Consider the following 13,531-nt stretch of genomic DNA (forward strand, 5'->3'; position numbering starts at 1 on the left):
TAATAAAGGGAATTCCTGAGTGCATCACTCCGGAGCCAAACAGCATCGTTTTGGGGACATCGGGGGCAAGCCTGGGTTGATCAGGCAGGCGCGCTGATCCATACTGCGCGGCATGTATCCCACCGACCAGCAAGCGCTTCCCGACATCCTTGGACCTGGATTGGAAATTGTCTTTTGCGGCATCAATCCCGGCGCCGGCGCGGCGGCGGCCGGGCATCATTTTCTCGGCCGCGGCAACCGCTTCTGGCCTGTGGTTCACCTGGCCGGGTTCACGCCCCGCCAGCTGGCGCCGGAGGAAGACCGGAGCGCTCTCGACTTTGGCATCGGCCTGACGACCGCCGTCGAACGTCCGACCAGCCGCGCCAGCCAGGTCCATGCGCAGGAGTTCGAGGATGCCGCGTCGGCATTGGCCGCCAAGATCGCGTTCTACCGGCCCCGTTGCATCGCCTTCCTCGGCAAGGCGGCCTATGCCGGCATCATGCGGAAAAGAACGGTGGAGTGGGGCGAGCAGGCGGAGCGCTTCGGCGGCGCCAGGGTGTGGATCCTGCCCAATCCCAGCGGGTTGAATCGGGGATTTTCGATGGAAAGGCTGGTGGCGGCTTATTCGGTGTGCCATCGCGCGCTGTTGTCCGCTAGAATGCCGCCACCACATTCTGCCTGAAAGAAATATGCATCTGATTCAACGATCCGTCGCGGCCGCCGTAGTGGCTTGCGGCTTGTTCGGCAGCGCCGCCTGGGCCGGCGCCTGTCCTGCCCACTATGTCGACGGCCGCCTGCCGGAAATTCGCAATCCCAAGATGAGCAGCGCCACCACCGAGCTGTGCTATGGCGTGTTCGGCGTCATGCATTCCGGAATCACGCGCACGCCGCTGTGGTCGGCCGAACACCTGACCGCCGATAATCTGGAAGCGGCCAAGACGCTGTCGCGCGAGAATTCCTTCCACAGCGAATCGCTGCTGCCGGCCAGCCGGCGCGCCGAGTTGTCCGATTACGCGCGCAGCGGCTACGACCGCGGCCACATGGCGCCGAACGGCGACATGCCCGACCGCGAAACCCAGCACCAGAGCTTCACCCTGGCCAACATGGTGCCGCAGGATGCCGACAACAACCGCCATGTGTGGGCCGGCATCGAAGGCGCCGTGCGCAAACTGGCGCAGAAGGAGGGCGACCTGTACGTGCTGACCGGTCCCGCCTTCATCGGCGGCAAGCTGCAAAAGGCCGGCAACGTGCTGGTGCCGACCCACCTGTATAAACTGGTGTACAGCCCGCGCCAGCGCGCCGGCGCCGCGTTCTTCATCGAGAACCGCGCCGATGCCGAATATGAAACGCTGAGCATCGAGCAACTGGAAAGCCGGGTCGGCATCGATTTGCTGCCGTCGCTGTCGGCAGCCCAAAAAGAGACAATGTTGCGCTTGCCTAAGGTAAAAATTCGTAAATCCCGGAGTCAATCATGAGCAAATTCGTACCCTATGCGAACGAGTCCGACGTGCTGAACATCGGCCATCTGGCGATCGAAAACCGGCTCGACCGCGTCACCCTCAGCGGCGACGTCGACCTGACCGCCGACCGGGCAGGCTTGGCCGACGCCCGCGCACTGCACAAGCTGCTGGGCGACGTGGTGGCCCGGCTGGAGGCGCAGGAGCTGCCCGCCAGATTGCCGCCGCCGCCCACGGAGACTGTGGACAACCCGTTTGACGGAGGCAACACTTGAGCCTGGCGGCCGCGCGCCCCTGCTATTCTGATGTTACTATGGCGCAATCGTAATCATCGGCCCTGACAGCATCATGACCTTCTTCACGACTGGTAACAATTCGATCGACTCCCTGGTCTACAGCAGTTGGGCCAGCGTCCCCGGCAAGTCGGTGTCGCTAACCTACAGTTTCATGAACACGGTGCCGGGTGATGCCAGTGCCGACGATGCCAACGGCTTCGTGCCGATGTCGCTTACCCAAAAAGCAGCGGTGCGCGCGGCGCTGGCGACGTGGTCGGCTGTGGCCAATGTCAAGTTCACTGAAGTGGGCTTGAATGGCGATATCCAGCTGGGCACCAACGACCAGGGCAACCAGAGCAGCGGCTACGCCTATCTGCCCAATGGCCACGACGCCACTTACCTGTTCACCAACAACGTCGACAGCTTTAACTCGGTCTTCACGCCGGGCAGTTATGGACCGTCGGTGCTGATACATGAGCTGGGCCATACGCTGGGTCTCAAACACCCTGGCAACTACAACTCGACAGGCGGCGATATCGACGGCCCGTTCCTGCCGGCTGCGACCGACAATCTGGACTACAGCCAGATGTCGTATAACCAGGGTTCGGGCTACGCGCTGGAGCACAAATATGGCGTGACACCGATGCTGTACGACATCCAGGCGATGCAGTATTTGTACGGCGCCAACATGACCTATCACACCGGCACCGACAGCTACAATTTTACCGACGGTTCGCCGCTGCAATGCATCTGGGATGCCGGCGGTGTCGACACCTTCAATTTCGCCGGCTGCACGTCGGCGGTGACCATCAACCTGAACGCGGGCACCTTCAGCTCCACCGCGCCAGGCTACAACAATATTTCCATCGCTTATGGCGTGACCATCGAGTCCGCCATCGCGGGCAGCGGCGGCTCTACCATTTATGGCAACGCCGCCGACAATGTCATCACTGGTGGCGCGGGCAGCGACACGGTGGTGTTTGGGCGCGCGTTCGCCGATTACCTGGTCAATGGCGCGAACGGCAACCTGACGGTGATCGGTGACGGTACCGACAGCTTGAGTGGCGTGGAAACGCTGCAATTCAGCGACCGCACGATCCAGCTGACGAATTTTACGCAGGTCATCGGCAGCGGCGCCGCCGACGACACCTTGCAGGCCGGCGTGGGCAACGAGTTCATCAGTGCCGGTGCGGGTTTCGATACGGTGAAATTTGCCGGGGCGCGCGCCAACTACACGGTGGCGGCCGGCAGCGGCGGCGATTTTATCGTCAAGGATAATGTCGGTAGCGGCGGCCAGGACACGCTGGTCGGCGTCGAGCGCCTGAGCTTTGACGACGGCCATGCGATCGCCTTCGATATCGGCGGCCACTCAACGGCGGGCGAGGCTTACCGGCTGTATCAGTCGGCGCTCAATCGCGCGCCGGACCTCGAAGGGCTGGGCTACTGGATCAAGGCGCTGGACGCCGGCATCCCGCTGGTCGACGTTACCGCCGCTTTCCTCGGCAGCGCGGAGTACGCGCGCACCTATGGCACGAACCTGAGCAACGAGCAGATGATCACCCAGCTGTACCACAATATCTTGCACCGGGCTCCGGACGCAGAAGGCGGCGCCTATTGGCTCAACGCGCTCAACATCGGCGTCAGCCGGGCGCTGGTGATGAGCGAAATGTCGGAATCTCCTGAAAATGTCGCCGCCATCATAGGCAGCATCGCCAACGGCATCGACTACGTGACTTACAAGGCCTAGGCGCTTACTGATCCGGCAGGCTGATGCGGTTGCGGCCCATGTGCTTGGCGCGGTACAGCGCCGAGTCGGCGGTCGCCACCAGCTGGCTGGGGTCGTTTTCCGCCGCCGCCAGCGCGGTCGCCGCGCCTATGCTCACCGTCACCACATGCTGCTGGCTGCCCAGGTTGGGCAGGTGCAGCTGTTCGACGCGGCAGCGTATCCGCTCCGCCACGATGGCCGCCCCCTTGAGCGACTGGTTGGGCAGGATCACGGCGAACTCCTCGCCGCCGTAGCGCGCCACCAGGTCGTTGGCACGCATCTCGCTCGACACCGCGCTGGCGATGCGCTGCAGGCATTCGTCGCCGCCCAGGTGACCGTAGGCGTCGTTGTATTGCTTGAAATTGTCGACGTCGACCATCAGCAGCGACAGCGGCTGCTGCTGGCGCAGCGCGCGCTGCCACTCGGCCTGCAGCGTGTCGTCGAAGCAGCGGCGGTTGGCCAGGCCGGTCAGGCCGTCGCGCCTGGCCAGCTGTTCCAGCGCCACCTGGGCGCGCTTTTCGTCGGTGACGTCGCGCAGCGTTTCCACCACGGCCACCAGCTTGCCTTCGGCATCGAAGATCGGGCTGGCGTCGACCTCCAGGTAGCGGCGCCGGCCGACGCGCGGCATGTCGCACCAGTTTTCCGCACGCAGGTTGTGGTCGCCGTCGTTGCTGCGCGCATGCCGGTTGTACAGCGCGTTCAGGTCGCCGGAGCGGCCCTGGATCACCAGGTCGGCCAGGGTCGGGCGCTGCTCGTGATAAAAGCATTTCCAATGGTCGCCGGTGCCCAACACCTCCCAGGCGTAGACGCCGGTCAGGCGTTCGCAGGCCTTGTTCCAGATGATCACCTTGCCGTGGATGTCGACCACGAAGGTCGGAATGACCAGCAGCTCCATCAGTTTGAGGGCGAAGCCGTGCTGCATGTCGGCCTGCGAAAATTCCATCAGGTGCTGGATTTTTTGCGTGTTGTGCATGGACGGTCTGCTTTCTTGTCGTTTTCTTGTTATTGAATCGGAAAGGACATGGTCAACGCCGTCCCGTGGCCGGGTTCGCTGGAGATGTCGAGGCGGCCGCCGGCTTCGGCCACGCGCTGGGCGATGCCGCGCAGGCCCAGGCCGCTCCGCGCCGGCGGATCGGGCAGGCCGATGCCGTTGTCGCGCACCGTCAGGCTCAGGCTGTTGGCGCCGCGGCACAGGCCGATGCAGACTTCGGAAGCCTGGGCGTGGCGGGCGATGTTGCTCAGCGATTCTTGCAGGACGCGGTACACCACCGCATCCATGACGGCGCCGTCGCCGGACTGGGGGACAAAGGCCGCCGGCTCGGCCTCGAGCCGGCAGGGAATGCCGCTGAGGCGGGAAAATTGCTCCATCTGCTGCTGGAGCGCGCCCTGCAATCCATCCTCCAGCGCCTCGGGCGGCAGGTCGCGGATGATGGTGCGCAGCGAGCGGGTGGCGCTGTGCAGCCGGGCCTCGACCTGGGCCAGCGGCTCGGCCAGTTGCGGATGGCGGATGGCCAGGCGGGCGACCTCGAAAGTCAGCGCCAGCAGGTGCTGGCCCATGTCGTCGTGCAGGTCGCGGGCGATGCGGCGCCGCTCGGCGTCGCGCAGCGACTGCTGGCTGGCGTTCAGGCGGTGGATTTGCTGGCGGGTCTGGACCAGCGCCTGTTCCGCCAGTTCGCGGCTGCCGCGTTCCATGTCCAGCCGCTGGTGGAGTTCGGCCAGCACGCGGCGCAGCCGGTGCTGGCGCCACAGCAGCGCCAGGGCGATGGCCGCCAGCGCGACCCCGCCGGCAACGATGATATCAATTTCCAAGTATGTTGCACTGTAGCGCATGCTGTATCTTCTCCGGATGGGTGTCCACCGGGTCAACATATCGTGGTTGCCTTGCAGTAGCATTGTGCTAAGTCAACTTTGGAAGGCATAGGCCGAAAACAGCGGTGTGAGATATAATTGAGGGTTGTCCAATCAGGAACCGCCGTGACTTACAGTATCAAAGAGATTTTTTACACGCTGCAGGGTGAGGGCGCCCATGCCGGGCGTCCCGCCGTGTTCTGCCGCTTTTCCGGCTGCAATTTGTGGACCGGGCGCGAGATCGACCGCGCCAGCGCCGTTTGCCAGTTCTGCGATACCGACTTTGTCGGCACCGATGGCGAAGGCGGCGGCAAGTTCAAGACGCCGCAGGAGCTGGCCTCGACCATCGACGCGCTGTGGCCGCAGACCTACGCCGCCAGCAAATACGTGGTGTTCACCGGCGGCGAGCCGCTGCTGCAGCTCGATACCGCGCTGATCGATGCGATGCATGCGGTCGGTTTTACGATCGCGATTGAAACCAACGGCACGCTGCCGGTGCCGGCCGGCGTCGACTGGATCTGCGTCAGCCCGAAGATGGGCTCGCAGCTGGTGGTGACCAAGGGTAGCGAAATCAAGGTGGTGATCCCGCAAACGGGGCAGGACCTGAGCGCCTACGAGCAGCTCGATTTCGAGAATTTCTACGTGCAGGCGATGGACGGCCCGCTGGCCGAGTTCAATACCAAACTGGCGATCGAAACCTGCAAGCGCAATCCGAAATGGAAGCTGAGCTTGCAAACACATAAACTTTTACAGATACCCTGAGTACCCATACATAATGCTGACCATTACCCGCAAGCTGGAATTCGACGCCGGCCACCGCATCCCCGACCACAAGAGCCAGTGCCGCAACCTGCACGGCCACCGCTACACGCTGGAAATCACGCTGACCGGCAACATCATCACCGCCGAAGGCAATTCCGACAACGGCATGATCATGGACTTTTCCGACATCAAGGCGCTGGCCAAGGAACACCTGGTCGACGTCTGGGACCATTCCTTCATCGTCTACGAGAAGGATGCGGCGGTGCGCGATTTCCTCGCCACGCTGCCCGGCCACAAGACGGTGGTGATCGACCGCATTCCCACCGTGGAAAACCTGGCCCACGTGGCGTTCGAGATCCTCAAGTCCGCCTACAAGGACCGCTACGGCACCGGCCTGCACCTGCACAAGCTGGTGCTGCACGAAACCCCCAACTGCTGGGCAGAGATCACCGATGCCTGAGGCAATCGATTTTATGCGGCTGGCGCTGGAGCAGGCGCAGCACGCGTGGGATCTGGGCGAGGTGCCGGTGGGCGCCGTCGTCGTCAAGGACGGCGTGGTGATCGCCCGCGGCTACAACCAGCCGATCGGCAGGCATGATCCGACCGCGCACGCCGAGATCGTCGCCCTGCGCGCGGCGGCGGAGGCGCTGGGCAACTACCGCCTGCCCGGCTGCGAGCTGTACGTGACGCTGGAGCCGTGCGTCATGTGCTCGGGCGCGATGATGCACGCGCGCCTGGCCAGGGTGGTCTATGGCGCCACCGACCCGAAGACCGGCGCCTGCGGCTCGGTGCTCAACCTGTTCGAGCAGGAACAGCTGAATCATCATACCGACGTCGCCGGCGGCGTCATGGCCGAAGAGTGCGGCGACATGCTCAAGAGTTTCTTCGCCGCCCGCCGCGCGGCCGCCGCGGCAGCCCGCAAAAGCACGACTGACTAGCGGCGGTTTTCCTGGCGCCGGCAAAAATGGTATGCTGAAGCCAGTGTTTATCCGGACCATCCAGGGAGACTGCTTTGGCCACCGCACAAGCAAACGGCATTACCATCGCCTACGAGGCCAGCGGCAATCCGCTGGACACGCCGGTGCTGCTGATCATGGGGCTGGGCATGCAGCTGGTGGCCTGGCCGCAGGACTTTGTCGATGGCCTGGTCGAGCAGGGTTACTACGTGATCCGTTACGACAACCGCGACATCGGCTTGTCCAGCAAGTTCGAACACCACAAGAAACCCAATCTGCTGCTGGCCTACCTGAAGTCGCTGGTGGGCTGGAAGCAGTCCACCGCCTACACGCTGAACGACATGGCCGACGATGCGCTCGGCCTGCTCGATGCGCTGGGCATAGGCAAGGCGCACGTGGTCGGCGTATCGATGGGCGGCATGATCGCGCAGATTTTCGCTTCCCGCTTCGCCAACCGCACGCTGAGCCTGACCTCCATCATGTCCAGCAGCGGCCGGCGCGGCTTGCCCGGCCCGACGCCGGCGGCGCGCAACGCGCTGATGCGCGCGCCGGCCGATCCGGCCAACCGCCAGGAAGTGGTCGACCGCATGGTGTCGGTGTACCGCGTGATCGGCAGCCCGTCGTTCCCGACGCCTGAACGGCAGTTGCGCGCCAACATCGAACGGGCGCTGGACCGCAGCGTCTACCCGGCCGGCATGATGCGGCAGATGGTGGCCGTGGTGGCGTCCGGCGACCGCACCGCGCTGCTGCGCAAGATCCGCTGTCCGGCCCTGGTGATACACGGCGCGGCCGACCCGCTGGTGCCGCTGGCTTGCGGCGCCGATACGGCGGCCGCCATCCCGAACGCCAGGCTGCAGGTGATCGAAGGCATGGGCCACGACCTGCCGCCGCAGCTGATCGAACGGCTGCTTGCCTTGCTCGACCATCACCTGCGCGGTAATATGGCGGCGGACATTCCTCCGCTGAGACCGCATCGGGCGGGCAGCGGCACCCATCAATGACAGAGACATTTTGAGCACATCCAATATCGGCATCGCGATTGCCGCTCCGGGCGGCTACGCGCCCGACAACGCGGCACTGCAGGCAGGCATCGCGCGCCTGCGCCAGCAAGGCCACCTGGTCCACAATTACTACGACGACGACAAGAAATTCCAGCGCTTCGCCGGCACCGACGCCGGTCGCCTGGCGCAGCTGAACGCGGCCGTCGCCGATCCGGACGTGCAGGTGGTGGTGGCGCTGCGCGGCTCCTACGGCATGAGCCGTTTGCTGCCGCAGATCGATTTCCGCGCGATGGCCGACAGCGGCAAGCTGTTCGTCGGCTACAGCGACTTCACCGCCTTCCAGATGGCGCTGATGAAGCAGACCGGCCGCATCAGCTTCGGCGGGCCGATGATGTGCGACGATTTCATCCGCGAACAGCCGGTGGACTACACGCTGAACCAATTCTGGGATTGCCTGCGCGGACCGGTGCACACGGTGCGCGGCGCGGTGGCCGAGGGCGGCGCCGACAACCCGCTGGTCGACGTCAGCGGCAAGCTGTGGGGCGGCAACCTGGCGATGATGGTCAGCTTGCTGGGCACGCCGTATTTCTCGTCGCTGGACCAGGGCATCGTGTTTTTGGAGGATATCAGCGAGCACCCGTACCGCGTCGAGCGCATGGTGCTGCAGCTGTTCTACGCCGGGGCGCTGGAAGGCCAGCGGGCGCTGGTGCTGGGCGATTTCTCGGGCTACAAACTAAGTCCGTACGACAACGGCTACGACTTCGAGACGATGCTGGCCTATCTGCGCGAGCGGCTGCCGATCCCGGTGCTGACCGGGCTGCCGTTCGGCCATATCAAGGAGCGCGCCACGCTGCCGTACGGCGGCATGGCGCATCTGGTGTCGACGGCGCGCGGCTTCGACCTGACGATCAGCGACTACCCGACGCTGTGATTACGCGGTGATCACTGCACCCGGCGCACGCGCGGCGCCTGGTTGCTGCCTTCGATTTCCAGGAATATGGTGCCGAGCAGGTTGCGGGTGATCTTGATTTTCGGGTTGTCGATTTCGTTGACGTTGCCGCTGCTGTCGTCGTTCACGCGCCAGGACTGGCCGTTGGCAAGGCGGAACGTGGTGTTCGGCCCCCAGCCGTCGATGCGGCCGATCAGCGTACTCTGGATGAAGGTGGGCGAGTCCGGCTTGCGCATCTGGGTAGCGGTCAGACCGAAGTTGCGCTCGGCTTCCTCGGCGGCGCTGATGGCGGCCGGCGCGGCGGCGGTGGAAGCAGGCACGGCTGCGGCAACGGTTGGAACGGCCAGGGCGACCGGCCGCGCCGGCGCGGCGCCAACCGGAATCGCATCGTAACAGGCCACGCGGCCGGCGACGTCGGCGATGGCGCGGCAGCGCAGCAGGGCGGCGTCGTCCGCGACGGCCGAAGCGGGTACGGACACCGCCAGCAAAACAAACAAAGCTTTCATCGGGCTCTTTCCAGGTTGTGGGCGCCGCTAGCCGGGTGCCGACTGGACTGGATTATAGATCACCTCGGGTGCGGTGGCGCTGGCTGGGCTCAGCTTGGGACGGGCGCCGCAATGACCCTATGTGCCTCAAGTCGCTGTAAGTGCTTGTTTTATATAGGGGATCCCACGAAAATCCTCGACTGCTGTATAATCTCGCCTTTCCGCGTTACCTTTCTCAAAGTCCAATTCCAATATGCTCAGCACAGCAAACATCACGATGCAATTCGGCGCCAAGCCGTTGTTTGAAAACATTTCCGTCAAATTCGGCGATGGCAACCGCTATGGCCTGATCGGCGCCAACGGTTGCGGCAAGTCGACGTTCATGAAAATCCTGGGCGGCGACCTGGAACCGTCGGGCGGCAACGTGATGCTGGATACCAACGAACGCCTGGGCAAGCTGCGCCAGGACCAGTTCGCCTTTGAAGAAATGCGCGTGCTGGACGTGGTCATGATGGGCCACACCGAAATGTGGGCGGCGATGCAGGAACGCGACGCCATCTACGCCAATCCGGAAGCGACCGACGACGACTACATGAAAGCCGCCGACCTGGAAGGCAAAGTCTCCGAATACGACGGCTACACCGCCGAATCGCGCGCCGGCGAGCTGCTGCTGGGCGCCGGCGTGGCCATCGACCTGCACCAGGGGCCGATGAGCAATGTGTCGCCAGGCTGGAAGCTGCGCGTGCTGCTGGCGCAGGCGCTGTTCTCGAATCCGGACATCCTGCTGCTCGACGAACCGACCAACAACCTGGACATCAACACGATCCGCTGGCTGGAAGATGTGCTCAACGAGCGCAACTCCACCATGATCATCATTTCCCACGATCGCCACTTCCTGAACCAGGTCTGCACCCACGTGGCCGACATGGACTACGGCACGCTGAAGATCTACCCGGGCAACTACGACGAGTACATGTTCGCGTCGACCCAGGCCCGCAACCAGCAGCTGGCCAACAACGCCAAGGCCAAAGAGAAGGTCGCCGAGCTGCAGGACTTCGTGCGCCGTTTCGCCGCCAACAAATCCAAGGCCCGCCAGGCGACGTCGCGCGCCAAGCAGATCGAGAAGATCAAGGTCGACGACATCAAGCCGTCGTCGCGCGCCTATCCGTTCGTGCGTTTCGACGGCGAGAAGAAGCTGCACCGCCTGGCCGTCGAGGTGGACAGCATCGCCAAGAAATACGATCGCCAGCTGTTCAACAATTTCAGCATCATGGTGGAAGCGGGCGAGCGCATCGCCATCATCGGCGCCAACGGCGCCGGCAAAACCACGATGTTGCGCTGCATCGGTGGCGACGACATCGCCGGCCTGCACGCCGACCACGGCATGGTCAAGTGGGCGGAAAACGCCAACGTCGGCTACATGCCGCAGGATCCGACCGAGGAATTCGCCAGCGACATCACGCTGACCGACTGGATGGGCAACTGGACCAAGGAAGGCGACGACGACCAGGCCGTGCGCTCCATCCTGGGCCGCCTGCTGTTCGGTGGCGACGAGGTGAAGAAGTCGGTCAAGGTGCTGTCCGGCGGCGAGAAGGGCCGCATGATGTACGGCAAGCTGATGCTGGGCCGCCACAACGTGCTGCTGCTCGATGAACCGACCAACCACATGGACATGGAATCGATCGAGTCGCTCAACATCGCGCTGGAAAAATATGCCGGCACGCTGATCTTCGTGTCGCACGACCGCGAATTCGTGTCGTCGCTGGCCAACCGCATCATCGAGATCAAGGAAAACGAAGTGGTCGATTTCCGCGGCAACTACGAAGACTACCTGACCAGCCAGGGCATCGATTAAACCAGAAAAGAATCCCGCCCCAAGCGGGATTTTTCGCAATGTGCCATAGTCTAGTCTCACGTTTTACGAATAACCGAACAATATGCAAACCATAGAGATCAAAGCCGTCGAGTACGAGCATCCGCAAGACGGCGCCAGCTGCACCGCCCACGCCTGGGCGCGCACGCCAGCCACGCCATCCGCCGAGCAACGCGTCGCCCTCAAGGAACGCATCAAGCGCCTGCTGAAGGAAAAGCAGGCGGTGCTCGTTTCCCACTACTACGTCGACGCCGACCTGCAAGACCTGGCCGAGGAAACCGGCGGCTGCGTCTCCGATTCGCTGGAGATGGCGCGCTTCGGCCGCGACCATCCGGCCAAGACGCTGGTTGTCGCCGGCGTGCGCTTCATGGGCGAAACCGCCAAGATCCTCAGCCCGGAAAAACGCATCCTGATGCCGGACCTGGACGCCACCTGTTCGCTGGACCTGGGCTGCCCGGCCGACGAATTCGCCGCCTTCTGCGACGCCCACCCGGATCGCACCGTGGTGGTGTACGCCAACACCAGCGCCGCCGTCAAGGCGCGCGCCGACTGGATGGTGACCTCGTCGATCGGCCTGGACATCGTCAAGCACCTGCACGAGCAGGGCAAGAAAATCCTGTGGGCGCCGGACAAGCATCTCGGCGGCTACATCCAGAAGCAAACCGGCGCCGACATGCTGCTGTGGCAGGGCTCCTGCCTGGTGCACGACGAATTCAAGGGCGTCGAGCTGGAACTGCTGAAGGCCCAGTACCCGCACGCCAAGATCCTGGTGCATCCCGAATCGCCGGCCAACGTGGTGGCGCTGGCCGACGTGGTCGGCTCGACCACGCAGATCATCAACGCCGCCGTCGAATCGGACGCGGACACCTTCATCGTCGCCACCGACAACGGCATCCTGCACAAGATGCGCGCCGCCGCGCCGGGCAAGCGTTTCATCGAAGCGCCGACCGCCGGCAACAGCGCCACCTGCAAGAGCTGCGCGCACTGCCCGTGGATGGCGATGAACGGCCTGCAAAACCTGGCCGACGTACTGGAAAACATGGACAGCAGCAGCGCCAACGAAATTCACGTCGATCCGGAAGTGGGCAAGCAGGCCGTCACCTCGATCAACCGCATGCTCGATTTCGCCGCTGCGAAAAAAGCCCGGGTGCAGCCCGGCGCCGACCTGGCGAAAGAAGCTAAACTGTTTTCGGGAATCGGTCCGGCATGAGTACTCTGGTGAATAAATTCGCGCCGTTCGACGACGCGCTGAAATCCGCTTTCGAAGCCAATCTGCTGGCGGCGCTGCTGGAGGACGTCGGCAGCGGCGACCTGACCGGCCTGCTGGTGCCGGAAGGCGGCCGCGCCACCGCGCGCGTGATCGTGCGTGAAGAGGCCGTGCTGTGCGGCGCGCCGTGGTTCGAAGGCGTCATGAACTGCATGCAGACCGGCATCGAGATCGACTGGCAGTACGCCGAAGGCGATCTGATGAAGGCCGACAGCCTGGTCTGCACGATACAAGGCCCCGCGCGCGCGCTGCTGACGGCCGAACGCGGCGCGCTGAACTTCCTGCAGCTGCTGTCGGGCGTGGCGACCGTCACCCGCAAGTATGTGGACGTGATCGCCGGCACCCGCGCCGCCATCCTCGACACGCGCAAGACCATGCCCGGCCTGCGGCTGGCACAGAAGTACGCGGTGCGCGTGGGCGGCGGCCAGAACCAGCGCCTGGCGCTGTATGACGGCATCCTGATCAAGGAAAACCATATCGCCGCGGCCGGCGGCATCACCAACGCGGTGCTGGCGGCCAAGCGCCTCGACAAGGGCGTGACGATACAGGTGGAAGTGGAAAACCTGGAAGAGCTGAACGAGGCGCTGGAAGCGGGCGCCGTGTCCATCCTGCTGGACAACTTCAGCCTGGACATGATGCGCGAAGCGGTGCGGATCAATGCCGGCCGCGCCTTGCTCGAAGGTTCGGGCGGCGTCAATTTCGACACCGTGCGGGCCATCGCCGAGACCGGCGTCGACCGCATCTCGATCGGCAGCCTGACCAAGGATGTCCGCGCCACGGATTATTCTTTACGCATTGTTGGTTAATCCAGTTTCATTGTTGAAACCACCCGCGCACGATTGAAATTATCAAAAAATAATGATTTAAAAATAATATACTCTCGCTTGTTTTTTTGGCATCAACAACCATGGAGC

At 63.7% G+C, this 13,531-nt stretch carries 15 protein-coding genes; 12 read left to right on the plus strand and 3 right to left on the minus strand.

What is annotated here, in order from left to right; translation table 11 throughout:
- Positions 1–112 precede the first annotated feature (112 nt).
- The 4 genes from mug to ABWW33_RS03065 all read left to right on the plus strand — a co-directional run bounded on the left by mug (position 113) and on the right by ABWW33_RS03065 (position 3,458).
- The gene (gene mug, locus ABWW33_RS03050) at positions 113–661 is read left to right on the plus strand and encodes a G/U mismatch-specific DNA glycosylase (protein ID WP_353398709.1); all 549 of its coding nucleotides are present in this window, start codon (positions 113–115) and stop codon (positions 659–661) included.
- Between the two features lie 7 nt (positions 662–668).
- Entirely contained in the window at positions 669–1,454 is a 786-nt protein-coding gene (locus ABWW33_RS03055) for a DNA/RNA non-specific endonuclease (protein WP_353398712.1), read from the plus strand.
- On the plus strand, positions 1,451–1,711 hold the full coding sequence (locus ABWW33_RS03060; RefSeq protein ID WP_353398715.1) for a hypothetical protein: 261 nt from the start codon (positions 1,451–1,453) through the stop codon (positions 1,709–1,711). Before ABWW33_RS03055 ends, ABWW33_RS03060 begins: the two co-directional genes overlap by 4 nt.
- A gap of 73 nt (positions 1,712–1,784) precedes the next feature.
- Positions 1,785–3,458 (plus strand): DUF4214 domain-containing protein, encoded by a 1,674-nt coding sequence (locus tag ABWW33_RS03065; protein WP_353398718.1) that lies wholly within the window; start codon positions 1,785–1,787, stop codon positions 3,456–3,458.
- Positions 3,459–3,462: 4 nt separating this feature from the next.
- Here ABWW33_RS03065 and ABWW33_RS03070 read toward each other — a convergent pair whose 3' ends face one another.
- A complete protein-coding gene (locus tag ABWW33_RS03070) occupies positions 3,463–4,449 on the minus strand; it encodes a sensor domain-containing diguanylate cyclase (RefSeq protein WP_353398721.1) in 987 nt (328 codons plus the stop codon).
- 29 nt (positions 4,450–4,478) lie between these two features.
- A complete protein-coding gene (locus ABWW33_RS03075) occupies positions 4,479–5,285 on the minus strand; it encodes a sensor histidine kinase (RefSeq protein WP_353398723.1) in 807 nt (268 codons plus the stop codon).
- A 165-nt stretch (positions 5,286–5,450) separates the two neighbouring features.
- On the opposite strand from ABWW33_RS03075, the gene queE reads away from it, so the two are divergent.
- From queE to ldcA, 5 genes are all read left to right on the plus strand, one after another.
- A complete protein-coding gene (gene queE, locus ABWW33_RS03080) occupies positions 5,451–6,086 on the plus strand; it encodes a 7-carboxy-7-deazaguanine synthase (RefSeq protein WP_176650816.1) in 636 nt (211 codons plus the stop codon).
- A gap of 13 nt (positions 6,087–6,099) precedes the next feature.
- Positions 6,100–6,546, plus strand: coding sequence for a 6-carboxytetrahydropterin synthase QueD (queD, locus tag ABWW33_RS03085; RefSeq protein WP_176650817.1), 447 nt, complete (start codon positions 6,100–6,102; stop codon positions 6,544–6,546).
- The gene (gene tadA, locus ABWW33_RS03090) at positions 6,539–7,024 is read left to right on the plus strand and encodes a tRNA adenosine(34) deaminase TadA (protein WP_353398727.1); all 486 of its coding nucleotides are present in this window, start codon (positions 6,539–6,541) and stop codon (positions 7,022–7,024) included. The genes queD and tadA overlap by 8 nt, the downstream gene beginning before the upstream one ends.
- Positions 7,025–7,098: 74 nt before the next feature.
- Entirely contained in the window at positions 7,099–8,043 is a 945-nt protein-coding gene (locus tag ABWW33_RS03095) for an alpha/beta fold hydrolase (protein WP_176650819.1), read from the plus strand.
- A 10-nt stretch (positions 8,044–8,053) separates the two neighbouring features.
- Entirely contained in the window at positions 8,054–8,974 is a 921-nt protein-coding gene (gene ldcA / locus ABWW33_RS03100) for a muramoyltetrapeptide carboxypeptidase (protein WP_353398730.1), read from the plus strand.
- 11 nt (positions 8,975–8,985) lie between these two features.
- On the opposite strand, the gene ABWW33_RS03105 is transcribed toward ldcA, so the two are convergent.
- The gene (locus ABWW33_RS03105; RefSeq protein WP_353398733.1) at positions 8,986–9,498 is read right to left on the minus strand and encodes a hypothetical protein; all 513 of its coding nucleotides are present in this window, start codon (positions 9,496–9,498) and stop codon (positions 8,986–8,988) included.
- A gap of 232 nt (positions 9,499–9,730) precedes the next feature.
- On the opposite strand from ABWW33_RS03105, the gene ABWW33_RS03110 reads away from it, so the two are divergent.
- The 3 genes from ABWW33_RS03110 (at position 9,731) to nadC (ending at position 13,423) form a co-directional block, all read left to right on the plus strand.
- Positions 9,731–11,332: an ABC-F family ATPase gene (locus ABWW33_RS03110; protein WP_176650822.1), complete on the plus strand. Its 1,602-nt coding sequence runs from the start codon at positions 9,731–9,733 to the stop codon at positions 11,330–11,332.
- An 82-nt stretch (positions 11,333–11,414) separates the two neighbouring features.
- Positions 11,415–12,560 carry a quinolinate synthase NadA gene (gene nadA / locus ABWW33_RS03115; RefSeq protein ID WP_353398736.1) on the plus strand — a complete coding sequence of 382 codons (1,146 nt, stop codon included), beginning with the start codon at positions 11,415–11,417 and terminating at the stop codon, positions 12,558–12,560.
- A complete protein-coding gene (nadC, locus tag ABWW33_RS03120; protein ID WP_353398739.1) occupies positions 12,557–13,423 on the plus strand; it encodes a carboxylating nicotinate-nucleotide diphosphorylase in 867 nt (288 codons plus the stop codon). The genes nadA and nadC overlap by 4 nt, the downstream gene beginning before the upstream one ends.
- Positions 13,424–13,531: the final 108 nt, after the last annotated feature.

It is taken from the genome of Duganella hordei (assembly GCF_040369125.1).
In the GTDB taxonomy this organism is placed as follows: Bacteria; Pseudomonadota; Gammaproteobacteria; order Burkholderiales; family Burkholderiaceae_D; genus Rugamonas; species Rugamonas hordei.

Coding starts and splice junctions, on each gene's coding strand:
- queD (WP_176650817.1), top strand. CDS start 6,100: ATGCTGACCATTACCCGCAAGCTGGAATTCGACGCCGGCCACCGCATC.
- ABWW33_RS03055 (WP_353398712.1), top strand. CDS start 669: ATGCATCTGATTCAACGATCCGTCGCGGCCGCCGTAGTGGCTTGCGGC.
- ABWW33_RS03065 (WP_353398718.1), top strand. CDS start 1,785: ATGACCTTCTTCACGACTGGTAACAATTCGATCGACTCCCTGGTCTAC.
- ABWW33_RS03110 (WP_176650822.1), top strand. CDS start 9,731: ATGCTCAGCACAGCAAACATCACGATGCAATTCGGCGCCAAGCCGTTG.
- nadA (WP_353398736.1), top strand. CDS start 11,415: ATGCAAACCATAGAGATCAAAGCCGTCGAGTACGAGCATCCGCAAGAC.
- tadA (WP_353398727.1), top strand. CDS start 6,539: ATGCCTGAGGCAATCGATTTTATGCGGCTGGCGCTGGAGCAGGCGCAG.
- nadC (WP_353398739.1), top strand. CDS start 12,557: ATGAGTACTCTGGTGAATAAATTCGCGCCGTTCGACGACGCGCTGAAA.
- mug (WP_353398709.1), top strand. CDS start 113: ATGTATCCCACCGACCAGCAAGCGCTTCCCGACATCCTTGGACCTGGA.
- ABWW33_RS03070 (WP_353398721.1), bottom strand. CDS start 4,449: ATGCACAACACGCAAAAAATCCAGCACCTGATGGAATTTTCGCAGGCC.
- ABWW33_RS03060 (WP_353398715.1), top strand. CDS start 1,451: ATGAGCAAATTCGTACCCTATGCGAACGAGTCCGACGTGCTGAACATC.
- ABWW33_RS03105 (WP_353398733.1), bottom strand. CDS start 9,498: ATGAAAGCTTTGTTTGTTTTGCTGGCGGTGTCCGTACCCGCTTCGGCC.